General features: G+C 33.4%; 28 protein-coding genes and 2 pseudogenes. 8 read left to right on the forward strand and 22 right to left on the reverse strand.

Annotation, left to right across the window (positions count from 1 at the left end):
• Positions 1-73: 73 nt before the first annotated feature.
• Complete coding sequence (locus AB4865_RS11605) at positions 74-409, forward strand: DUF4286 family protein (protein ID WP_372473457.1); 336 nt, start codon at positions 74-76, stop codon at positions 407-409.
• A gap of 43 nt (positions 410-452) precedes the next feature.
• Here AB4865_RS11605 and AB4865_RS11610 read toward each other — a convergent pair whose 3' ends face one another.
• The 11 genes from AB4865_RS11610 to AB4865_RS11660 all read right to left on the reverse strand — a co-directional run bounded on the left by AB4865_RS11610 (position 453) and on the right by AB4865_RS11660 (position 7,421).
• Positions 453-1,031 carry a hypothetical protein gene (locus tag AB4865_RS11610; RefSeq protein ID WP_372473458.1) on the reverse strand — a complete coding sequence of 193 codons (579 nt, stop codon included), beginning with the start codon at positions 1,029-1,031 and terminating at the stop codon, positions 453-455.
• Between the two features lie 95 nt (positions 1,032-1,126).
• The gene (locus AB4865_RS11615) at positions 1,127-1,285 is read right to left on the reverse strand and encodes a hypothetical protein (RefSeq protein ID WP_372473459.1); all 159 of its coding nucleotides are present in this window, start codon (positions 1,283-1,285) and stop codon (positions 1,127-1,129) included.
• A 332-nt stretch (positions 1,286-1,617) separates the two neighbouring features.
• Positions 1,618-2,196, reverse strand: a complete 579-nt coding sequence (locus tag AB4865_RS11620) for a hypothetical protein (protein WP_372473460.1) — start codon at positions 2,194-2,196, stop codon at positions 1,618-1,620.
• A gap of 62 nt (positions 2,197-2,258) precedes the next feature.
• Positions 2,259-2,501 carry a hypothetical protein gene (locus AB4865_RS11625; RefSeq protein ID WP_372473461.1) on the reverse strand — a complete coding sequence of 81 codons (243 nt, stop codon included), beginning with the start codon at positions 2,499-2,501 and terminating at the stop codon, positions 2,259-2,261.
• Positions 2,502-2,548: 47 nt separating this feature from the next.
• On the reverse strand, positions 2,549-2,749 hold the full coding sequence (locus tag AB4865_RS11630) for a hypothetical protein (RefSeq protein WP_372473462.1): 201 nt from the start codon (positions 2,747-2,749) through the stop codon (positions 2,549-2,551).
• A complete protein-coding gene (locus AB4865_RS11635; protein WP_372473463.1) occupies positions 2,737-3,036 on the reverse strand; it encodes a hypothetical protein in 300 nt (99 codons plus the stop codon). Before AB4865_RS11635 ends, AB4865_RS11630 begins: the two co-directional genes overlap by 13 nt.
• Before the next feature lie 157 nt (positions 3,037-3,193).
• On the reverse strand, positions 3,194-3,895 hold the full coding sequence (locus AB4865_RS11640) for an energy transducer TonB (RefSeq protein ID WP_372473464.1): 702 nt from the start codon (positions 3,893-3,895) through the stop codon (positions 3,194-3,196).
• Positions 3,896-4,440: 545 nt separating this feature from the next.
• Positions 4,441-5,319: an energy transducer TonB gene (locus AB4865_RS11645; RefSeq protein ID WP_372473465.1), complete on the reverse strand. Its 879-nt coding sequence runs from the start codon at positions 5,317-5,319 to the stop codon at positions 4,441-4,443.
• A gap of 21 nt (positions 5,320-5,340) precedes the next feature.
• Positions 5,341-5,889, reverse strand: a complete 549-nt coding sequence (locus AB4865_RS11650; RefSeq protein ID WP_372473466.1) for an ExbD/TolR family protein — start codon at positions 5,887-5,889, stop codon at positions 5,341-5,343.
• 18 nt (positions 5,890-5,907) lie between these two features.
• Complete coding sequence (locus tag AB4865_RS11655) at positions 5,908-6,510, reverse strand: ExbD/TolR family protein (protein ID WP_372473468.1); 603 nt, start codon at positions 6,508-6,510, stop codon at positions 5,908-5,910.
• 89 nt (positions 6,511-6,599) lie between these two features.
• Positions 6,600-7,421: a MotA/TolQ/ExbB proton channel family protein gene (locus tag AB4865_RS11660; RefSeq protein ID WP_372473469.1), complete on the reverse strand. Its 822-nt coding sequence runs from the start codon at positions 7,419-7,421 to the stop codon at positions 6,600-6,602.
• A 267-nt stretch (positions 7,422-7,688) separates the two neighbouring features.
• Here AB4865_RS11660 and AB4865_RS11665 point away from each other — a divergent pair, with 267 nt between their 5' ends.
• From AB4865_RS11665 to AB4865_RS11675, 3 genes are read left to right on the forward strand one after another with little or no spacing between them, the layout of a single operon-like run.
• Positions 7,689-9,245, forward strand: a complete 1,557-nt coding sequence (locus AB4865_RS11665) for a helicase HerA-like domain-containing protein (RefSeq protein WP_372473470.1) — start codon at positions 7,689-7,691, stop codon at positions 9,243-9,245.
• Between the two features lie 6 nt (positions 9,246-9,251).
• On the forward strand, positions 9,252-9,638 hold the full coding sequence (locus tag AB4865_RS11670) for a hypothetical protein (RefSeq protein ID WP_372473471.1): 387 nt from the start codon (positions 9,252-9,254) through the stop codon (positions 9,636-9,638).
• A 7-nt stretch (positions 9,639-9,645) separates the two neighbouring features.
• Complete coding sequence (locus tag AB4865_RS11675) at positions 9,646-9,981, forward strand: rhodanese-like domain-containing protein (RefSeq protein ID WP_372473472.1); 336 nt, start codon at positions 9,646-9,648, stop codon at positions 9,979-9,981.
• A 55-nt stretch (positions 9,982-10,036) separates the two neighbouring features.
• Here AB4865_RS11675 and queA read toward each other — a convergent pair whose 3' ends face one another.
• From queA to glmM, 6 genes and pseudogenes are all read right to left on the reverse strand, one after another.
• A complete protein-coding gene (gene queA / locus AB4865_RS11680) occupies positions 10,037-11,086 on the reverse strand; it encodes a tRNA preQ1(34) S-adenosylmethionine ribosyltransferase-isomerase QueA (protein ID WP_372473473.1) in 1,050 nt (349 codons plus the stop codon).
• A gap of 71 nt (positions 11,087-11,157) precedes the next feature.
• Positions 11,158-11,963: pseudogene (locus AB4865_RS11685) on the reverse strand (SDR family oxidoreductase).
• Positions 11,964-12,515 (reverse strand): Smr/MutS family protein, encoded by a 552-nt coding sequence (locus AB4865_RS11690; RefSeq protein ID WP_372473474.1) that lies wholly within the window; start codon positions 12,513-12,515, stop codon positions 11,964-11,966.
• Between the two features lie 97 nt (positions 12,516-12,612).
• Positions 12,613-13,008 carry a BsuBI/PstI family type II restriction endonuclease gene (locus AB4865_RS11695; RefSeq protein ID WP_372473475.1) on the reverse strand — a complete coding sequence of 132 codons (396 nt, stop codon included), beginning with the start codon at positions 13,006-13,008 and terminating at the stop codon, positions 12,613-12,615.
• Between the two features lie 71 nt (positions 13,009-13,079).
• Complete coding sequence (locus tag AB4865_RS11700; protein ID WP_372473476.1) at positions 13,080-13,223, reverse strand: DNA cytosine methyltransferase; 144 nt, start codon at positions 13,221-13,223, stop codon at positions 13,080-13,082.
• A 64-nt stretch (positions 13,224-13,287) separates the two neighbouring features.
• A complete protein-coding gene (gene glmM, locus AB4865_RS11705; protein ID WP_372473477.1) occupies positions 13,288-14,676 on the reverse strand; it encodes a phosphoglucosamine mutase in 1,389 nt (462 codons plus the stop codon).
• Between the two features lie 102 nt (positions 14,677-14,778).
• Here glmM and AB4865_RS11710 point away from each other — a divergent pair, with 102 nt between their 5' ends.
• Positions 14,779-15,753, forward strand: a complete 975-nt coding sequence (locus AB4865_RS11710) for a hypothetical protein (protein WP_372473478.1) — start codon at positions 14,779-14,781, stop codon at positions 15,751-15,753.
• Positions 15,754-15,828: 75 nt separating this feature from the next.
• Here AB4865_RS11710 and AB4865_RS11715 read toward each other — a convergent pair.
• The 4 genes and pseudogenes from AB4865_RS11715 to AB4865_RS11730 form a co-directional block, all read right to left on the reverse strand.
• A pseudogene (locus AB4865_RS11715) lies at positions 15,829-16,155 on the reverse strand (HopJ type III effector protein).
• Positions 16,156-16,174: 19 nt separating this feature from the next.
• On the reverse strand, positions 16,175-16,948 hold the full coding sequence (locus AB4865_RS11720; protein WP_372473479.1) for an enoyl-CoA hydratase/isomerase family protein: 774 nt from the start codon (positions 16,946-16,948) through the stop codon (positions 16,175-16,177).
• 92 nt (positions 16,949-17,040) lie between these two features.
• Positions 17,041-18,828 carry a hypothetical protein gene (locus tag AB4865_RS11725; RefSeq protein WP_372473480.1) on the reverse strand — a complete coding sequence of 596 codons (1,788 nt, stop codon included), beginning with the start codon at positions 18,826-18,828 and terminating at the stop codon, positions 17,041-17,043.
• A gap of 2 nt (positions 18,829-18,830) precedes the next feature.
• Positions 18,831-19,733 carry a mechanosensitive ion channel family protein gene (locus tag AB4865_RS11730; RefSeq protein WP_372473481.1) on the reverse strand — a complete coding sequence of 301 codons (903 nt, stop codon included), beginning with the start codon at positions 19,731-19,733 and terminating at the stop codon, positions 18,831-18,833.
• Positions 19,734-20,002: 269 nt separating this feature from the next.
• Between AB4865_RS11730 and AB4865_RS11735 the strand changes: the two genes are divergently transcribed.
• The 3 genes from AB4865_RS11735 (at position 20,003) to AB4865_RS11745 (ending at position 21,431) form a co-directional block, all read left to right on the forward strand.
• The gene (locus AB4865_RS11735; RefSeq protein ID WP_372473482.1) at positions 20,003-20,329 is read left to right on the forward strand and encodes a DUF4870 domain-containing protein; all 327 of its coding nucleotides are present in this window, start codon (positions 20,003-20,005) and stop codon (positions 20,327-20,329) included.
• Positions 20,330-20,483: 154 nt separating this feature from the next.
• On the forward strand, positions 20,484-20,960 hold the full coding sequence (locus AB4865_RS11740; protein WP_372473483.1) for a hypothetical protein: 477 nt from the start codon (positions 20,484-20,486) through the stop codon (positions 20,958-20,960).
• Between the two features lie 3 nt (positions 20,961-20,963).
• Entirely contained in the window at positions 20,964-21,431 is a 468-nt protein-coding gene (locus tag AB4865_RS11745; RefSeq protein WP_372473484.1) for a hypothetical protein, read from the forward strand.
• A gap of 125 nt (positions 21,432-21,556) precedes the next feature.
• Here AB4865_RS11745 and AB4865_RS11750 read toward each other — a convergent pair whose 3' ends face one another.
• Complete coding sequence (locus AB4865_RS11750; protein ID WP_372473485.1) at positions 21,557-22,174, reverse strand: outer membrane beta-barrel protein; 618 nt, start codon at positions 22,172-22,174, stop codon at positions 21,557-21,559.
• Between the last annotated feature and the right edge of the window lie 19 nt (positions 22,175-22,193).

Genomic DNA, 22,193 nt, shown 5'->3' on the forward strand with positions numbered 1-22,193 from the left:
GTAAAGCAACTCGGGGAGTTGAACCATTCGTAACCCAATGCGTCAGCTTTGGGACAAAAAAACAAAGAAAAAAATGATTATATACAATGTAACATTAAACATAGACGAAAGCATACACGACGCCTGGCTACAATGGATGCAAGAAAAACACATTCAAGAAGTAGTGGACACAGGATGCTTTGTTTCAGCGAGATTGGTCAGAGTATTGGTTGATGAAGAAATGGGTGGAATCACCTATTCTGTGCAATACTATGCCAATACAAAAGAAGATTTAGAAAGATATAGAAAGGAATTTGCTCCAGCCTTGCAACAAGAAGGAATGCAACTATTTGGAGATAAAATGCTGGCGTTTCGTACAGATTTGGAAGTAATCAAAGAATTTTATTCAATTCATGAGATTCCTCATTAAAATTAAAAAGCTGTCTGAAAAAATCAGACAGCTTTACTTTTTCTTAAAATCTATATCCTACAGAAATACCTCCTTTTTTGTAAAAATCATTAAAACTATCAGAAGAGAAATTTCTTCCTATACCTAAGTGTAAATCTAATATTATTCCTTTAGAATTTACCCATTTCCAGCCCAATCCAAATCCTATTCCTACATTTGTTTCTGTTTTTTCAGAGTAATCAAGAGGCACATTGGGATTTCTATTGATATAAACTCGTTGTGTAGCTCTAATAATATCTAAAGATCCATCAACAAAAAATCCACGTGATTCCAAACTTTTTTCTTTTGAAAAATAAAAGCGATAAAAAGGACTAATTACAATATCATTTCTCTTTGTGTCCTCATAATAGCTCTGCTTTTTCATCTGACTGTTAAAATCCTTAAATCCCATTCTGATATATACTCCATAGCCTGCACTATCATCGCCAACATATTCATAAGTAAATCGCGCTTCGCTATCTGCAATCATTCTTATAGCATCGAATCTCACTTCATGCTTTCTATTTTCTATGGGAGTATAATCAGTACTTTGGGCAAATAATCCTTGTGAAATTACAATGGCAATTAATCCTATTTTTCTCATATCTATTTCTTTAAATTAAAATCTATACCCTATAGAAAATCCACCTTTAAAATATGCTGGTGACAAATCTGGATGTATTATATTTCTTCCAGCTCCTAAATAAAATCTAAAACAAAACCTACTGAATTTACTATTTCCCATCCAATTGTAAAACTCATTCCTGCATCGAAATAGTTATCTACTTTTTTAACTGGTTTTCCTATCCCATTTTCTTCAACTACAGCATGAGTAGTAATGTCTTTTGCATATTGCAAATCAATAGCTCTTTACACAAACAATCCTTTGTTTTTATGCCTTTGTCTTTCTAATATATAGTATCGAATATAAGGCGATGTTGAAAACATAAGAATATTATCTTCATATATCCCATAATCTCTTTCTATATGCCATAAGCAACATTTACACCGTATGTGATAGATTGTGTAGTAATTCTTTCGTAAGCAACATCAATAGAATGTCCCACCAAAAGGCTTGAAACATCCCACTTTTACTCGTGCGTTTTACTGATATCTATTTCCTGAGCTGTAGTCGTCATTCCCAATGACAAAATGTATGGTAAAATTATTTTTCTCAAACGTTGAATTTATTAAAATCTATATCCTAATGACACACCGCCTTTGAAAAAAGCATTTTTTAAATTTGGATGTAATATATTTCTTGCAACTCCGGTGCTTAAATCCAATACAAAACCTTCGCTATTTATTATTTTCCATCCTAAGGCAAAACTCATCGCTAAATCAAACTTTGTAGATTCTACAATAGTTGTTTTTACTGGATAATGATGACTTTCTGAATAGATTCTATTAATATTTATATAATCTGTAGAATGTAAAACAATAGCTCCTTCTATAAACATTCCTCTGTTTTGTTTGCGTTGGTTTTCTAAAATATAATAACGAACATAAGGATTTATTGTAAAATTCATTGACGAAGACATATCGTAAACATCTTTTTCCAAACTTCCTAAACCGTATGAAGCTCCGATTCCGAAAGTTAGTGAATTATGAGTTATTTTTTCATAGGCAAAATCAACAGAATGCCCTGCCAAAAGCCTTGAAACATCCCATCTAAATTCATGATTTCTAGATGATAAAACTTCTTTTTTGTCTTGTGCAGTTGCCGATATTCCCAAAACTATTGCTACTGCTGTGATGATTTTTTTCATAATTTATTTTGTGTTGATTTACTTTTATTATTTTTCAAATATATAACTTATTTTCCTATTTTTCACAAGTCTTTTCGTTGTGATAATATCCTAAAAAATCTAATCACACTATACACCCACAAAATGATTCCAAACCACAATCGTTGGTTATAGCTCAAATCGAAATAAGGCATATCTTTCCAAAAGATAAAAATTCCCCCCAACACAATGTACAACAACAAAAACAATATGCCTACAAAAAACACAAAACGTTTTACCCAAGATTTTTGTTGTACTATTTGTTGATTTTCTTCTTTACTATTCATTAGTTATTTCTATTTTTTTAAATATAAGGCACTAAGGTACGCTTCCCTCATTCTTCTTTTGCTTCATATTCCAATTCTATGATAAAAGGTTCTACCACATTATATCTTGCTGGCACCCCATTGATATATGCAGGTTCCCATATTGGTAGTTTTTTTATTATTTTTTGAAACTGAAGCGTTAATTTCTGTGTGTCAGTCAATATCGTAATATTTGACAACGAACCGACTTTTTCTACTACAAACGACAACAAAACTTCATGCTTCCTTTGTCCAATTGTTTCATATCTATTGCATACAAAACTTTGACATACCAATCTTTTGGCATTTTAGGTTTTGAATTAAATTCTTGTTTTTCCTCTTGATGATGCAAACAAATCACAATGGGTTGTACAACACGCGAACGCACAATTTCTCCTTTATGTTGTGATGGAGACCAATTGGGTAAACGATACAAAACTCTTTGAACTTCGCCAGTCAATTGATATTCATCATTCAAAACTTTTAGATCTGTCAAAGCACCATTTCGTTCTATCACAAAAGCAACTCTAATATTGATTTGCTCAATAGAAGTATCCTTTATAAGTGAAACAAATTCTTACACAAAACTTTGTTGCCAACCATCAGGCATTTGAGCTTTGGTTTCAACTACACGATACACTTTTTCGATTGTATCTTTAGACTGAAAAAAATCATTACTCGTCAAATGAATCTTTATTGGTTTTACTTCTATTCGAACTGAGAAAAAACAAAACAATAGCACCAAAAAATAAAATAGTTTTGACATTCTTTTTATTAAAAATATTACTGATAAACGTTTCTTTTTCACTACCAATTGATTCATTAGTTACTGGGATATATATATCTATAAACTCCAATGAAGATACAGCTTTTCCTTCTTTTAATGCAGGTTGCCATTTGGGTAATGTTTCAATAACTCGTAGTACTTCGTCTTTGATTTCATAAGGATCATTGGACAATTCAACGTCTGTAAGACTTCCGTCTTCTGTAATTGTGGCTGAAATAATAAAATGCCAATCTCTTTCTAATCCCAACAATTGAATTTCCTTTACAAATTTCTCTTTCCAATACAATGGCATCTCTGCTAAAGCATCTAAAACTACAATATCTCTTGGTTCATCAGAGGTAGCTACATTTAAAATTTCTTCTTCTACATCCTGAAAAGTCTTTTCTTCCAAATTTTTATTCTCCATTTCTTTTACAGAGGCACTTTTCATTATGCCTTCTATTTTATCTAAATTGAAAAAAGAAAGATCTGTAGGAAAATCTTTTTCAAAAAGATAAGTGATTGCCAATGCAATTATCAACACTACAATAAATGTAATACCTCTATTACTACCATCATTGCGTTGAATGACTGGTTTATTATCTTTCATATTTTATTTCAACTATTAAAAGTGCGTTTTTATCGTCATTACTTGAATAAAATGAGAGCGAACCGTTTCACCATTCAAAAACAGCTGGGACAACCTTTGGCATCTTGAGAAACAATTCTTTCACTTTTGGTGTCATATTATATTTGTCATTTTTTATATACGCATCCGATATTCGTCCGTCTGATTCGATAGTTAGGACAATTTGTATGTTGATAGCTTTTTCTTTGATCTCTTGAGGTATACGATATTCTTGTAAAAATTTTCGTACAGTATCAATAGGTAAAATTGCTTTAGTATCTACTTCATGACTACCATATATTTTATCTCCAACAAAATCTGTTATGCTATTTATTTATGTTTCTTGTACAAGACTTACTGCTTGTATTCCCATCAATAATGATATTACAACTATAATATTTTTCATTATTTCTATCAGTCTTTCATATAAGACAAAGTTACATCAGATATTCTATATCTCATAGAAAAAACAACAAAAATCGCCTTGTGGGCGATTTTTGTTGTTATTAATAAACCATCATGAAAGATTAGTTAATTCTAATTGTAATTGGCTGAACGAACTGTGATCTTACTTTCACACCGTTGTGTTCTGCCGGTGTCCAAGATGGAAGACTTTTGATTACTCTTTCAGCTTCACGAGACAGTCCGTATTGATCATTTAAAATTTTAATGTCTGTCAATGAACCATCTTTTTCTACTACGAAAGACAATCTTAAAGTGATTTGCTTCACATCTCCACCTACTTCTGGTACTTTAAAATCTTTTACGAATCTTTGTTGCCAGTTACCAGGCATCACAGCTTTTTGTTGTACTGCACGGTGAATCTTGTTAGGATCTACAGCTGGTTCTTTCTGTTTTTCCTCAACATACTGATTGGTATTTTCAGTTCCTTTTGAACCTTTTGATGCTTGACCGGTATTTTCTCCGTCTTTTTTCAAATCACCATCTTTTTTATCACCTTCTTGAGATTTCTGTCCAGATGTTGTATTGTCGTCAAATTGTTGTTGCGTAGTTTTTTGTTCATTTTTCACTTCGTTGTCTTTCTTTACAACGGTTTCTTTAAACTCAACTTCGTCTTGAACATTTTTCGACGCCCCCGCTGGTGGCGGTGGTGGTGGTTCTGGATCTGGTATCACTTCCGGTTTTGGTTCTGGCGGAGGAAGTGGCATTTTTATCACTGTCATTTCGATTCCTTCTGTATCTTCTAATTTTGCTTTTCTGCTATCAGAAGATTGAAGTAAGTAACCAGAGAAGAAAAGTCCGCCGATAGAAATGATTCCGATTAAAAGAGCTATTGCGGTGTACTTTGCACTTTCTTCACGCATTTTGTACGCACCGTAGAGCTTGTTTCTTCCTTCGAAAACAATGTCTGTCCAGTCTTTACCTAATATATTATAATTTGCCATATCGAAATTTATTTTTTATGCTTATTGCATAATTTTTATTTCCTCGTCTGTTATTTCTTGAATTGCATAAATTCCTACTCCAGTAATTGCCATTTCGTCCAAGATGTCTATCATATCTCTATAGGTAGCATCTTCTGTTGCTTTGATGAGTACTACTACTCCATCTTCAGGTTTTGTAGCACCTTGAGCTTTCAAATTAGCAATCTTTTGTAGAATTACCTGACGGATACCATCTTTACCATAAGTTGTATCTGTAGGCCCAACTCCCATATAAGGATTACTCAACATACCATAATAGTACTTCAATTTTCTATCTTTACCAATTAGGATGTTTAGGGTTTTAGATTCTTTGGCTTCTTGTTTATCAGTATCAAGAGTTTTGTCTTTCTGTTTGTCAGGCATTGTCAATTCCATAGACTGAGGTTTTGACAAGGTAGTTGTAAGCATGAAAAAGGTAATCAATAAGAAAGCTAAATCCACCATTGCGGTCAAATCTACTGCAGGATTCATCTTTTTACTTCTTACTTTTTTACCACCTTTGCTTTCGCCACCGGTATTTAATTCTGCCATTTTGTGTTTTTTAAAAGATTAAAAATCATCATTTCTCAACCCAGTAACCAAATAAAAACGATTTTGACGCTGTTGTTGTAAGATATCAATGATTTCTTTTACATTACCAAATTGTTCGTTTTGATCTCCTTTGATAGCAACTTTTGTAAAACTCTCTTTACGAGTCCATGAAGACTCACGAGCATTTTTTACCCAAGATGCCAATTGGTTATTGGTAGAATCTTTATAAGGAATTCCTTTGTGAAATTCTGGTTTCATTCGTTCATTTGCTGGTTTAGCCAAAAGTGTTTTCAACTCTCTAATATCTAAACCAAAGTTTTCCAATCCTGCAAATGCCTCTACTTCCTCCTCTGAAAAGTTGATATTGTATTCAGCACCCATTCTTGTAAGGATGTCTTTTTTATCTTCTCTTTCAGCAATTCCTACAAATACATTTCCATCTCCAATAGTCAATGTGATGATGTCTTCCGTAGGGATTTTAGTTTCTTTTGTAGAAGCTGGCAAATCTACAGGATGCACCTCTGGCTGTCTTGCCGTAGAGGTAAGAACGAAGAATGTAAGCAACAAGAACGACACGTCACACATTGCGGTCATGTCTATTCTCGTACTCGTTCTTTTCATTTTTGCCATAATTCTTTACTTCTTTTTATTGTCAACGAAACCGTTGACTGTGAGATTAATTACTTTTTTATCGAATACAAAGCCCAAGATTAACGAGATGCTTTGTAAGATTGAGTGATAGCAAAACCTACCTCATCGATAAAGTGAGTCAATTTATCAATTTTTGTTGTAAAGATGTTGTACAATACAATTGCCAAAGTAGATGTACCGATACCTGTAGCCGTACACATCAAAGCCTCAGAGATACCTGTTGCCAATGCTGATGAGTCTGGTGCACCTGAAGTTGATAAAGCCGAGAACGCCTTGATCATACCTGTTACTGTTCCTAAAAGACCTGTCAATGTACCGATAGATACCAAAGTAGCCAATACTACCATGTTTTTCTCCAACATTGGCATTTCTAGTACGGTAGCCTCTTCGATTTCTTTTTGGATAGCTGCCATAGCCTCTTCTGAACTTTCTCCAGATTTTTTTACTGTATCGTATTTGATTAAAGCTGCTTTTACTACATTAGCAACCGAACCTTTTTGTGTATCACACAATTCGATAGCTTCATTTACTTTTCCTACTCTAATCAAAGATTGAACTTCTGCTACAAATGCTTTGATATTTCCTGAACCTGATGCTTTAGAAATTACAATCCAACGCTCGATACCAAACACAACCGTCATTGTAAGTAATCCAATCAACACCCCGATTACATAACCTCCTTTGTACATCATACCTAACAAGTTTCCTGACACTGGATCTTTTGAAGGATCGTTGTCAACGAAGTTAGAAGGATTTCCTAATACGAAATTCCATACTACGAAACCAAATACTATACATAGTACTACTGCAATCGTAGCAAAAATGTTTGATAAACCAGAATTTGTGTTCTTTTGCACTGATTCATTGTTTAAATTTTCCATCTTTTTTTTGTTTAATGTTTACTCTAAATTATATTAAATTTTTAATCTGTGCTTCGTTTTTATACAAAGTCACATGGCAAATTTAGTTTTTTCATTCAAATAAAAAAATTTTTTTTTCATTGGATTTTATTTTTTTTCAATTATTTTTGTTTTCAAAGTTGCTGTTGTAACTGTTTTACACAGATTTAAAGTAGAAAAAGAATTTTTTATCAGTTTACAAAAATTAATTGACATATCAGTAAATACTTATTAAAAATCACAAAAAACATGTCTTTAGAACAATTTAAAGAAACTATTACCAATGGCTATACCATGTCTTCTGAATTCATTACAGTTGGTGGTGCTATGTACGATAAAGAAATCGTTTCCGATTTGCATGTAAATATTCCTCTGAAAACCATCGCCCGTCATGGTCTCATTGCCGGAGCTACGGGTACTGGGAAAACAAAAACCATACAAGTATTGTGCGAACAACTTTCGCAAAAAGGAATTCCTGTATTGATGATGGATATAAAAGGAGATTTTAGTGGTATCGCTCAAGAAGGTACGCTCAACTCTTTTATAGAAAATCGCCTTGGAAAAATGAATCTACCTTTCAACGCTAAAGGTTTTCCTGTAGAATTATTGACCATCTCTAAACAAAACGGGGTAAAGCTTCGTGCGACGATTTCCGAATTTGGTCCTGTACTTTTGAGTCGTATTTTGGATGTAAACGAAACTCAATCGGGCGTACTTTCTATTGTTTTCAAATATTGCGACGACAACAAATTGCCTTTGATTGATATTAAAGACTTGAAAAAAGTGCTTCACGCTTTGACCAACGAATTGAGCAGTGAAATCGAAACCGAATATGGAAAAATCGCCAAAGCCTCAACCAGTGCTATTCTTCGAAAAATTGTAGAATTAGAACAACAAGGTGCAGATCTTTTCTTCGGCGAACCTTCGTTTGACATTCACGATTTGATGAGAATTGACGAAAACGGAAAAGGATATATAAACATTCTACGATTAACTGATATTCAAGACAAACCTAAATTGTTTTCTACATTTATGTTGTGTCTTTTGGCGGAAATATACAATGAAATGCCCGAACAAGGCGATAGAGGACGACCTGAATTAGTACTTTTTATTGACGAGGCTCACTTGATTTTCAAAGAAGCTTCAAAAACTTTATTAGAACAAATCGAAACCATCGTAAAATTGATTCGTTCAAAAGGTGTGGGTGTATATTTCATCACTCAAAATCCAACGGATATTCCAAATGGTGTATTGGCTCAATTGGGATTAAAAATTCAACATGCCTTGAAAGCTTTTACCGAAAAAGACAGAAAAGCTATCAAAACAGCATCTGAAAACTTCCCTTCTACCCCATTTTTCACGACCAACGAAGTGATTACACAAATGGGGATCGGAGAAGCCTTGGTTACAGCACTCAACGAAAAAGGAATTCCTACTCCCTTGGTTGTAACTGCTTTGAGAGCACCTGAAAGCCGTATGGATGTATTACAAAATTTTGAAATAGAAGATATTATAAACAAATCGTTTTTAGCTAAAAAATACAATCAAAACATCGATAGTTATAGTGCGCACGAAATGCTCACCGATCGTTTTGCTCAGTTACAAACTCAACAATCTCAAAAACAGCAATCTACTATCAATCCGCCAATAAATGATGGTAGTAGCGGACAGCAAACGAGTCGTCAGCGTACAAATAGCAGACAATCCAACAATGATGTAGGAAAACAAATCACCAAAGTATTGACAAGTGCTACCTTTATCAGAGGTGCTTTTGGTGTGTTGAACAAAATTTTCTCTAAAAAATAATCGACAATGCTTACAGTTTTACTTATTGCCTTATTTATTTTGGCAATCGTTTATATTTTAGCCATAATCAGAATGGCGAAACAAAGACAATTTTACCGAGTAATTTTGGTTCACTTGATTATTTTTGCCGCATATTTGTATATTGCCTTGCATTTTGAACGCATTTTTAACATTACAGAAGGCTTTGGCTATCAAAAATTGGAATTTTTAGTAGGCTGTATGCTTTTACAAATTGTTGTGGGTTATTATTTAGTTAAAAATACCGACTTGCGTAGAAAAACATTGGAAAAATTGAAATTAATCAAGAAAAAAGAGGAAAATCCTTCAACTGAAGAAAATTCAACAGTGGAAAGTTCAACATCTAAGGAAATTTTGACAACAAAGGAAAAATAAATATACCATGAAAAAAATTCTAATTACCTTATGTATAGGATTGGGTATTTCAATTAATTCAAATGCTCAATGCTTAAAAAAAGTAGTCAACGACGAAAACACACTTTTAGTAGATGTGCGTACACCTGAGGAATTTGAAGAAGAAACCGCAAAAAATGCCATCAATATTCCTGTTGACGAATTGGAAAACCGTGTAAGCGAATTGGTTGATGCAAAAAGAATCGTTGTTTTTTGCAAAAGTGGCAAAAGAGCCAAACAAGCAAAAAAGATTTTGAAACGCCAAAAAGGCATTCGAAAAGTTTACAATGGAAAGACTTACGAAAAAGTGAGAAATTTACAATAACAAAAAATCCTACCAAATATAGAAATGGTAGGATTTTTTTATAGTGAATTGTGTATTACAAAATCAACATAGCATCACCGTACGAGTAAAATTTATATCCTTCTTTTACTGCTTCTTCATACGCTTTCATTGTTAAATCATATCCCGCAAATGCAGAAATCATCATCAACAAAGTGGATTTTGGCATGTGAAAATTTGTTACCATACAATCTGCGATACTAAAATCATAAGGAGGAAAAATAAACTTATTTGTCCATCCTACAAACGGATTTAATGTTTTGGCAGATGAAACCGAACTTTCCATTGCTCTCATAGAAGTTGTACCGATAGCACACACTTTTTTCTTATTCAAAATAGCTTTGTTTACAATTTCGCATGCTTCTTGTGAAATAAACAACTCTTCTGAATCCATTTTGTGCTTTGACAAATCTTCAACTTCCACAGGATTGAACGTTCCTAATCCGATATGTAAAGTTACCTTTGCAAAATCTACTCCTTTAATTTCCAAACGTTTCAACAAATGTTTCGAAAAATGCAGACCTGCCGTTGGAGCTGCTACTGCCCCTTCTTCTGTTGCATAAATGGTTTGGTATCTTTCTTCATCTTCTGGTACCACATCTCTACTAATGTATTTTGGAATTGGAGTTTCTCCCAATTCTTTCAATTTGATTCGGAACTCTTCATACGAACCATCAAACAAAAATCTCAAAGTTCTCCCTCTTGAAGTGGTATTGTCGATCACCTCAGCAACCAACGATTCGTCTTCACCAAAATACAATTTGTTTCCGATACGAATTTTTCGAGCTGGATCTACCAATACATCCCACAAACGTTGCTCTGCATTCAACTCTCTCAACAAAAATACTTCAATTCTTGCTCCGGTTTTTTCTTTGTTTCCGTACAATCTCGCAGGAAACACTTTTGTGTTATTCAACACCATTACATCTCCTTCGTCGAAATAATCCAATATATCTTTGAATAACTTGTGTTCTATCTCTCCAGTTTTTCTGTGTACAACCATCAAGCGTGATTCATCACGATTTTCTGCTGGAAATTCTGCTAACAACTCTTCTGGTAAGTTGAAATTAAAATTTGATAATCTCATATTGTTTCAAATAATTAATTAAGTCTGCAAAGATACAACATCAATTAGGGCGTTGTCAACTATTTTTTCAGTTATTTTATCCCATAATGTTTTTTCAACATATTTTCGTATATTCTATCAGGTAAAATTCGCTTCAAAACGATGGAAAATACTTGCAAAAAACTACCTACTTTGTAATGCAATTTTGGTTGATTGGTTTCCAATATTTTGTGAATTACCAATGCCATTTTTATTGGATCTTCGCCCTCGTTTACATGTGTATCCATCGTATCTAATTGATGTTTGTAAATCTCGGCATACGGCGATTTTTCATCAAAGGGTGCGTGGTATCTTCTTGAAGCAATATCGGTTGCAAAATCTCCAGGTGCTACGGTACATACCTTGATTCCAAAGGGTGCAACTTCCATACTCAAGGTCTCGGAAATGATTTCAAAAGCAGCCTTTGACGATGAATAAGCTCCGCGATACGGCAATCCCATATATCCTGCAATCGAAGTGATATTGACTATCATTCCTGATTTTTTTTCACGCATATAGGGCAAAACTGTTTGAATCAATTCCAAAGGGCAAAAACATTGGTGTGAAAATTATTCTGAATTTCATCAATAGGTGTTTCTTCCAAAGGTCCTGTGATTCCAACCCCTGCATTATTAATGAGTACATCGATTTTTCCTTCTTTTTCGATGAGAGTTTTTACCGCTTGATTAATGCTTTCTCTACTGCGAACATCTAAGGCTATCAGAGGAATTTTGGTTTGCTCTACCGATTGCGGATTTCGACTAGTACCATATACGGTATAGCCTTTATCATGTAGGTATTCGCATAAGGTTTTTCCAATACCCGACGAACCACCTGTAATAAGTACTACTTTTTTCATCTACTGATTTTGTCTAATATACACTTCCGTTGCTCCAAATCCGTATTTGCGATAATTTCCCTCTACAAAATACACTTCACGGTATCTACCCAATAAAAATTCTAATTCTGTTTTTAGTACGCCCTCGCCTTCTCCATGTATCAATACCAATTTCGGTATTTTCTTTTCAATAGCGTATTCTATCTGCATACGAGCAGTATCGACTTGCAAGTTGAGCATATCGTATTTACTCATTCCTTTAGTAGATTTCACCAATTTTTCGATATGCAAATCTATTTCTACGGCATATTCCTCTTTTTTGGATTTTTTTTCGGTGTTTACTCTATGATGATTTTTTACAATTTTGGTTTGTTTTGCTTCTTCAATAGCCGAAATCGAACTCGCCTTGGTAATATCATTCGATTCCTCTACAAGAATCAGCTCCGAACTGTGGTAAGACAATTCGAAGCCGTCTGCTGTTTCTATGGTTACTTCCTCGCCTTTTACTCGTACCACCGTTCCGATAAAAGCATCATCGAGGACTTCTACTTTATTACCTTTTTCAAATTTCATCGGTTAAACTTTTTATTTCTTATAAGGTCCTAAAAATTTATCTCCATTAAAATGGCACTAAATGATCAGGTTTACCTGCTATCCAAACCTCTGTTTCCTAAGCTATATCAGCAATAAATTGCCTAAATTTTTGACGATTTTGAAAAGCGGTAACGAACACAATTTCAGCTTTGCGATTTTTTGTTAATTTCTGTAATTGTAATAATCTAATTTCCAATATTGGTCCAGAAGTATGAACAGCTTCAATCAAATATACCCAATTCTTTTCCTTAGAATAGGCGATAACATCAGGTAATTCTTCGTGCGACATTTTGAAAAAACTTAGATTTTCTAATTTATCTTTTTCCAAGTACAAAAATTTATTTGCTGTGCCTCCAACATATAAAACTTCTGCCCCAAAACCATATCTTCGTAAAAATTCTTCTATGATGGCTTTTTGTAAATCGTTATGTTCTCCTGTTGAAAAAGATAATTGACCACCTGTCGGAATCAATGGTTAGTTTTTTAGTAAAACATTCTCCAAAAAGATCTTTATTATAAGTATCTGAAACCTTTTCGTCCATTTCAAACCCTATGGGTCTTGAATCCATTTGATTCAAATCCAAGAGACAAACCACCACAACCCGCAAAAAGATCTACCACCGTCTTATCTATGTCGGTGTGTATCCAGGGTTTCAGTTTGTTGTTTATCTCTTCCCAATATTTCATATGGTAAAATTAATGTTTTTTTATTAAAACAATACTCTTTTTCCTAACTTCTAATATCTAACTCCTAAATCCCAGCAATTTCCTTTATATTCTTAATTATCGTTTCCGCCAAATCATCAGCTTCACTTTGCGATGGTGCTTCAGTATAAATACGAATGATTGGTTCTGTATTGGATTTTCTCAAATGAGCCCACGAATTAGCAAAATCGATTTTCACTCCGTCTATAGTAGAAACTTCTTCGTTTAAATATTTTTCTGTCATCGCTTTCAAAATCGCATCTACATCTAAAGTTGGCGTCAATTCGATTTTGTTTTTACTCATATAGTATTGTGGAAACGACGCTTTCAATTCAGCAACCGTACCTCCTATTTCTGCCAAATGTGTCAAAAACAAGGCTACTCCAACCAAAGCATCTCTACCATAGTGAATTTCTGGATAAATAATGCCTCCGTTTCCTTCGCCTCCGATAATGGCATTGGTAGCTTTCATCAATTCTACAACATTTACCTCACCTACAGCCGACGCTTGATAAGACCCCTTTCTGTTTACCGTAACATCTCTCAACGCACGAGAAGACGACATATTTGACACGGTATTTCCTGGAGTTTTGCTCAAAACATAGTCAGCAACTGCTACCAAAGTATATTCTTCGCCAAAGATTTCGCCATCGTTGGAAACAAATGCCAAACGATCTACATCTGGGTCAACTACAATACCAAAATCCGCTTTTTCTGCTACTACTTTTTCACAAATATCTGTCAAATGTTCTTTCAACGGCTCTGGGTTGTGTGGAAAATGTCCGTTGGGTGTACAATACAATTCTACAACCTCTACCCCCATTTTTTTCAACAAGGCAGGAATGGCTATTCCCCCTGTCGAATTTACACCGTCAACCACAACTTTAAAGCCTTTTTGTTTTACTTTTTCAGCATCGACCAATGGCAAATCCAATACTTTCTGAATGTGAATATCGATTCCGTCATTTCTTACTTCATAACTTCCCAAATCGTCAACTTCGGCATACGAAAAATCTTCATTTGCAGCAATTTCCAACATTTCTTCGCCGTCTTTTCCACTGATAAATTCTCCTTTTTCGTTGAGCAATTTCAAGGCATTCCACTGTTTTGGGTTGTGCGAAGCCGTAAGGATTATTCCTCCGTCGGCTTTCAATTCAGGTACCATTACTTCCACAGTTGGCGTAGTCGAAAGTCCCAAATCGATCACATGAATTCCCAACCCTTGCAAAGTAGCCGTTACCAAAGACGACACCATTTGCCCAGAAATACGAGCATCACGACCAATTACTAAAATTAAATCTTTTTTATTTTTATTGTTTTGAAGCCAAGTTCCAAAGGCTGAAGTAAATTTTACTACATCTAAAGGCGTTAAATTTTCATCAACTTTTCCGCCAATTGTTCCGCGGATTCCCGAAATAGATTTTATTAATGTCATAGTTATTTTCTATTTTTTTTTCAAAGGTAGTTTTTTTATTTAATTTAACATACTACCCAATCGTTTTATTGATTAAATTTGACTACTAAATTTTATTTTTTGATGAAAAAACATCTTCTATTTTTCACATTTGTGCTTTATAGCTTTTTGTCCTGTCAAAAAAACATCAAACACGAGCATAGTTATTACTATTGGAGGACAAATTTCTCTATTGATTCGGTAGAAAAACAGGCATTACAACAAGCAGAACATTCTTTTTTGTACACACGTTTTTTTGACATTGATAAAATTAAAGGAATGTATCAACCGGTGGGAATTATTCAGAAAAATGATTCGATTCAATTTTCAACTAAAACCATTGTACCTGTGGTATTTATCACTAATCGAACGTTTATAAATAGTACGGAAAACGAACGAAAACAATTGGCTCAATTTGTTTGGGATGGAGTAAGGGAAATAGGTGAAAATTTCAATTTAAAAAAAATTACAGAAATACAATTAGACTGTGATTGGACAGTGGGTACACGAGATGATTTTTTTCATTTTATCGACGAGTTAAAAAATATTTCCAAAATTGACATTACGTCAACTCTGAGATTGCATCAAGTAAAAGATAAAAAAACGATGGGAATTCCTCCCGTTTCAAAGGTGTATTTGATGTGTTATTCAACGACTTCGCCTATGGAAAATTCGGATAAAAATTCGATTTTAGACGTACAATTATTAAAAAATTATTTACATAAAATAAATGATTATCCTATTAAAAATATTACAATTGCTTTGCCCAATTATAGTTGGGGAATTGTAACTAATATTTTTGGTAAAAAACGTTTAATTCATGCATTAAACACTAAAGATTTAAACAATAATAATTTTAGAAAAATCAATGAAAATGAAATCGAAGTCATAGAAAATGGATTTTATTTTGGGCATTATTTAAACAAAGGATTTCGGATAAAAGTAGAAGAAATAGAAGAAAAACAAAGACAAGAAGTAATTGAATTTTTGGATAAAAAACTCCAAACCAATTATCCAATCATATATTATCATTTAGACAGTAAATTTATAAAAAATTAGGGCAACTTTTCAATTGCCCTAATTTTATTTCTGTTTTAAAGCTTCTCCTAAAAACTCAATTCCTGTCCAACCAAATCACATAAAATTTCTGATATTTTGATGATCGGTTCCTGAAGGATTTTGTAAAACCTCTATTCTGTAAAAATCTCCAAACAATTGCAAAGTTTGCTCTTGAGTTAATTAATTTTTTAATACAAACGAAAATATTTTACACGAACCATTATTTTGATTTTCTTCATTAGATATCAACCCATTTTTAAATGATGTAGGTTGAAAATCATAGTGTTCGTCGGTATAATTGATTACCTCTCGAAAAGTAATCGATTGTGGTTGCTGTTTGATTTTTTCTAGAAGATTCATTTGACTATCTTTAAATGGAAAAGAGCAAAATCTCGCCCTCATAATACTTTGTACTTCAACATTAAAACACTGGCTTTCTCTTTTCCAAAAACGCTGTTGTACCTTCGATGAAATCCGCTGTTTGGAAGCAATCTCCAAAACGTTTAATTTCTACTTCAAAACCGTTTACACCTTCTTTGAAACCTGCGTTGATACACGCAATTGCTTCTTTGATAGCATTTGGTGAATTTTTCACAATTTTCTCTGCTAAACCTATAGCAAAATCAATTAATTCAGCTTGAGAAACCACATAATTTACCAATCCCAATTGCAGTGCTGTAGCCGCATCAATCATTTGAGCCGTCATAATGAGTTCCATTGCTTTTCCTTTGCCAATCAATTGAGCCAAACGCTGTGTACCTCCATATCCAGGGATTAATCCCAAAGTTACTTCTGGCAATCCCATTTTTGCATTGTCAGATGCTACTCTAAAATGAGTCGCCATTGCCAATTCCAATCCACCTCCTAATGCAAAACCATTGACAGCAGCGATAACTGGTTTTGACATATTTTCTATAAAATCAAACAAAGTTTCTTGACCTTTTCTTGCCAATTCAGCTCCTTGTTCTGGTTTGAATGACGCAAATTCAGAAATATCTGCTCCTGCAACAAACGACTTTTCTCCACTTCCAGTGATGATAATTACTCTTGTTCCTTTATCGTTGTTCAATGTAGAAAATACAGTATGCAGTTCAGCAATGGTTTCTTTATTCAATGCGTTTAACTTTGTTGGACGGTTGATTGTTACGACTGCAATTGCTTGATTTTTTTCCACTAAAATGTTGTTGTATTCCATGATATTTTGTTCTATTTACTATATAATTATATTTGTCAAAGTTACAGTATTTTCAGATGAATTACAAGGACTAAAAATGAATGTTTTTTTCATCATATTTCGCCCATTCTCTGCAAAAACCCCGCTAAGCTGATTTCTTTGGGCAGTGCAAATTTTTGCTTGAGCCGGTATTTGAACATGCGGACGCTCGAAGGTTCTACTTTGAGTTGCTGTGCGATTTGTTTGGCACTCATTTTTAGAAAAATGTACGCACAATATTTCAAATCCAATGCTGACAACTTCTGTACTGCGTGTTCCTGTACTTGAGCAAAAAAATGAGGGTGCAATTTCTGAATTTCGGTTTTCATTTCTTCAAAATCCGCATCCAAAATAGCTTCTTCTTTGATAATCTGACCGATGTTTTGGGTATTTCCTTCGCTGATTTTCTGCTTGATTTCTTTGAGAACTTCGTTTTTGTATTGAATCTGAAGTGCCGTAGCCATTGCCTCCTGCTGAAGTTTTTCTTTCTGAATTTCAAGCAATTCCTGCTCGGCTTTGAGCCTTTGTTTTTCCTCTTGCTCTAAACGAATTTGCATTTGAGCTTCGTTTTTCTCTAATTCGGCTTTCTTTTCTTTTTCTAATGAATACCTCAATTTGAAATGATACGACACAAATAAAAACACCAATCCTAACAGGGAAATCACCGCCAATCCAATATACAAATAATTTTGCTTTTTCTTAAGCTCAATTTCCGTTGCCAAAAACGCCAATTCTCGATTTTTCTTTTCTACTTCGAACTGAACCTCAATTTTTTGAGTATTGTAATGTTGATTCTCGTCAAAAAGAAGATTTTGATACTGATTGAGCAACTCCAAATGTTGACTTAATTCTTTGAAATTCCCTTGCTCTTTGGCAATATACGCCAGAGATTGATGCACCTGAATTTTTGTCAACCAATTATTGGCTGGACTGTTATCCAAAACTTGCTGAGCTTTTTGTAGATAACTTTTTGCTGATTCCCATTGTTTTTCTCTGAGAGCAAAAGCACTTTTGATACCATTGATACTCGCCAAAACATAAGCATCAATAGGCATTTTTTCTATAATGTCAAGATATTCAAAAGCTTTGGTTTTGGATTCGGAAGCACTCAAATTGGAATACGACAAATAGTGATTGGCGATGTTGTTACAAGTTACCGAAAGCGTGGTTGCTGCAATGTCTTTTGGATGTTTTCGAAACAATTCAAACGAACGATTGAGATACACTTTTGCACTATCCGTCAACGCCTGATTTTTGGATTGGTCAAATTCCACCAAAAAAGTACTGGATACTCCATTATACACATTTGCCATAAGGTTGTAATCTCCAGATTTTAGAGCAATTTTAAGAGCTTCGTCTATGTAAAAACGCATTTTATCCACTTCGTCCCAATCGCTGTACAAAGCATACAATTTATAATTAAGTAAAGTTTGGGTGAAAAAATCAACGGTTTCTGTACTTAATTTCAATCCGTTCTTACCACATTCTACTACTGTATTTTTTTCGCCAATGACTGAAAATATATAAACTTGAGCGAGATGAGCCGCCGCTTTCGCTGTAGGATTTTCGGTTTTCTCTGCCAATTCCAATGCATAATCGGATTCTTTTTTAGCTAAAATCAAACTATCGCGAAGGGTGTAAAACCTACTTTTATAGGCATGTAGATACGCTAAATCTGAAGTCTTGCCTTTTTTCTCCCGAATTTTCTTATCAAATAGTTGTTCAATTTTCTCAAAAGATTCATTGTTCTTTTGAAATTTTTCACTTTCCTGTACAAAACGATAAAGCGAAGTATCAAATGCTTGCCCGAAAAGTAAAAAAGGACAAAAGATAACAAACAATATAGTAAGCCGATTTTTCATATTTACGAATTCATTTTTCTTTCAAAATCATCCATTTTTGGAAAGCCCGAACGAATATGAATATCTCTTTGAGGAAAAGGTACTTCGATATTATGTTTTTCAAATTCTTTAAAAATCAAATAGTACAAATGACTTTTTAATACTACAGGTTTGTGAATATAGGTAGATGTCCAAAGTACCAATTCAAAATTTAATGAATTGTCTCCATACTCCACAAACCAAAAATCAGGAGCTGGATCGTCTAAAACATCGGGATGATTTTTCGCAATATTCAACACGATTTCCTTTACCTTTTCCGGGTCTTCTTTATAAGAAACTGAAACGGGATAATGTACACGCACACTCCTATCATTATGCGACCAATTGATGACATTATCGTTAATAAATTTAGAATTGGGTACGATAATAGAAATATTGTCGTTGGTCACGATGGTAGTAGAACGCATAGAAATTGAAGTAACATCTCCATAAATGGTACCCACTTGTATCCTATCGCCTATTTTGATGGGTCTTTCAAAAAGGATGATAATACCCGAAATAAAATTACTCGTAATATTCTGCAAACCAAAACCTAAACCTACACCTAAGGCACCAAGCATCCAAGAAAAAGCACCTAACTCAAACCCTGCTGTTTTGAAAATAAACAAAAAACCAAAGAATAAAATCAAATATCTGATGATGGCCACGATGGCAGAACGAGTACCTTTTTCTGCAATTGCACGAGCCAATAGTTTAGTCTCCAACAACCGAGTGATTCTTTTAGATAAAAATATTAAAATAGCTGTTGCAACTACTATATAAACTAATGTAATGAGTGTAAACTTGCTCCCTTGTACATCAAATAGCACAAAATTCATTATTTCATGCAGCCTATCCATAAAATTTTGATGATTTTCTGTTTTCATAAAAATACTTTTTTTATTGATAATTCAAATATAAACAATTTTATTTCTAAAGTTGGAAATCTATCTCCATTTTTCGAAAACTCAAAGTTCACAATTACACATAATCGTCTATTATTCTACATTTTACAAAAACATGTAGATAAAATGTATATACACATTTTTGACTATGTAGATAGTTTGTAAACTCTGTTTTTTTGGATAAAAATCGAACAGTATGGAAATTTGTTCATGAAAAAAAACAGAAATTTTAACACTAAAAAAATTAAATCATGACAAGTAAAACAGTTTCTATTTTATCATATTGCACATTTATTGGATGGTTGATTGCTTACTTTGGAGGTAAAAGTCAGCATGATACAAACAGTAAGTATCACCTTAAGCAAGGATTTGGTTTGTTTGTGATTTCTTTATGCTACGGAATTGCAACCAACATAATTTCATCAATCAGTTTGAGGATTGGTGGCTTCATGAGTCTAGTAAGTTTTATATTCTTAGCCATAATGATTTTGGGGATCATCAATGCCACAAATGATACAAAAAAACCATTGCCAATTATTGGAAAATGGATTGAGGGAAAATTTAATTTTATCAATTAAACTGTAATTTTCATCTTAATTCTGAAACTTTTAAGATTAATAACAAAATTATTTAATTGAAAAAGAAAAATTACTCTAAATGAACTTTGTCAAGTTGATTAACTGTATTTCGACTTGGCAAAGTTTTACAATCAACTAAAAAAATATAAATTTCATGAAATATTGGACAAAAGAAGGGCATATTTACACCTTGAAAAAAAACAATGCTCAAATAGTAAAACTTGTCATCATTGGTGTAATCGTGGCAGGATTAGCAATTTATATGAAAGACAATAAACCCACATTTCGGATAGCGAGTGTTTTTTCTGTACTATGCTTACTTGGATCGATTGCTAAAAACAAAGAAACGACTATCATTGATACTAAAAAGAAACAGCTAACTATCGTACGAACGATTTTTAGTAGAAAATTTCACTACGACTTCAATCAATTTACAGGTTTTGAAGTGGAAAAGGTAACTTATGCTTTTCTTCGTGTAAGTACTGCTGTTTATGGTTATTTTTTAAATGAAAATGGTAATGAAAAAAAGGCTCAAATACGAGTGAGTGCCTTGAATTACGCCAACAAATGGACGCAAGAACTCATTGAGGAAATGGAAATTATGATGAAAGAAATGAAACCCAACGAATAGCAAATGGCAATTGTAAAAAACACTCCAAAAGAACTTATCCTAAGACCTTACATCAAAGGTTTGAAATCTTATCTACAATTTCTTGTATTAGGCATCATTGCGTTGGGAATTTTTTATTTGATTTCAGACAATAGAGAATGGCATTTAATAGCTGCGTCATTAGTGGGATTTTGGGCGTTGAATTCACTGTACTTTGTGGTAGTTTATTACCCTATGGAAATCATTTTTGACAAAACCGACAAAATCATCTATCGCAAACATAGTTTTCTTTTCAAAATGAAACTATTGCCTTTTTCCAATGCTACATTGCTCCTCACTCAAGATAATTTTAGAAGTCAATATTACAGTATCGTACATAAAGAAAATAGATTCAAACCTTTGCAAAAAATCAGCTATTATCTTTCTGAAAAAGAAAAGATAACATTTGACAAAGAGATTTTAGGGGAAGTAGGAAAAGTGCTTGAATTATAAAAAGTAGTTAGATAACTCAATAATAAAATTAATTATCATTTCGACAAAAGGAGAAATCTCTAATATTCAACTATATTAAAGATTCTTCCTTCGTCAGAATGACAGAAACCTTCTTTTTCTACAATCTAAAATTTATAACCAACACCTACGATAAAAAGCGAAGCTCTATTGTCGTATCTTACATTTTCCGTTGGTAACTGATTATTGATAAAATCTCTTTCGTCATTGGAGAACTTTCCTTCATAACGAGCATTTACAATTAATTTTCCGAGTAAAACATGAGCACCCAATTGGTATCCAACTGTAAAATTGGAAGTAGCATTTTCTTTAAAATCGCCAAATTGATTGTCTTTACTCAAATTGTAACTCGCCACAGGACCCACAAAAATTCCAAAATTCTCTCCAAATAAATTAGCTCCTAACAAAACAGGCATATCTACTCGATTGCTAATTGCCTTGAGTGTTGTACCAATCGGTGTCGTAAATTTATTTTCTAAGGAAGTGTAATAGATTTCGGGCATTAAATATAGGTTAGACAAAAGATTAGTTTTTACCGACAAACCTACATTATAGCCAATTTTTCCTTCTTCTTTAGTGTCATAAGCATTGATTGCAGATTCTGAAATACTTTTCCAACTAGCAGTTTCTGTTGGATATAACATATTTGCTTTTACAGACACAGAAACTTGAGCCGATGCAATGGCAGATGTCACTAAGATAATCGAACAAATTACTTTCTTCATACTTTACATATTTATTATA

Origin of the sequence: Capnocytophaga sp. ARDL2 (assembly GCF_041530365.1) — a bacterium.
In the GTDB taxonomy this organism is placed as follows: Bacteria; Bacteroidota; Bacteroidia; order Flavobacteriales; family Flavobacteriaceae; genus Flavobacterium.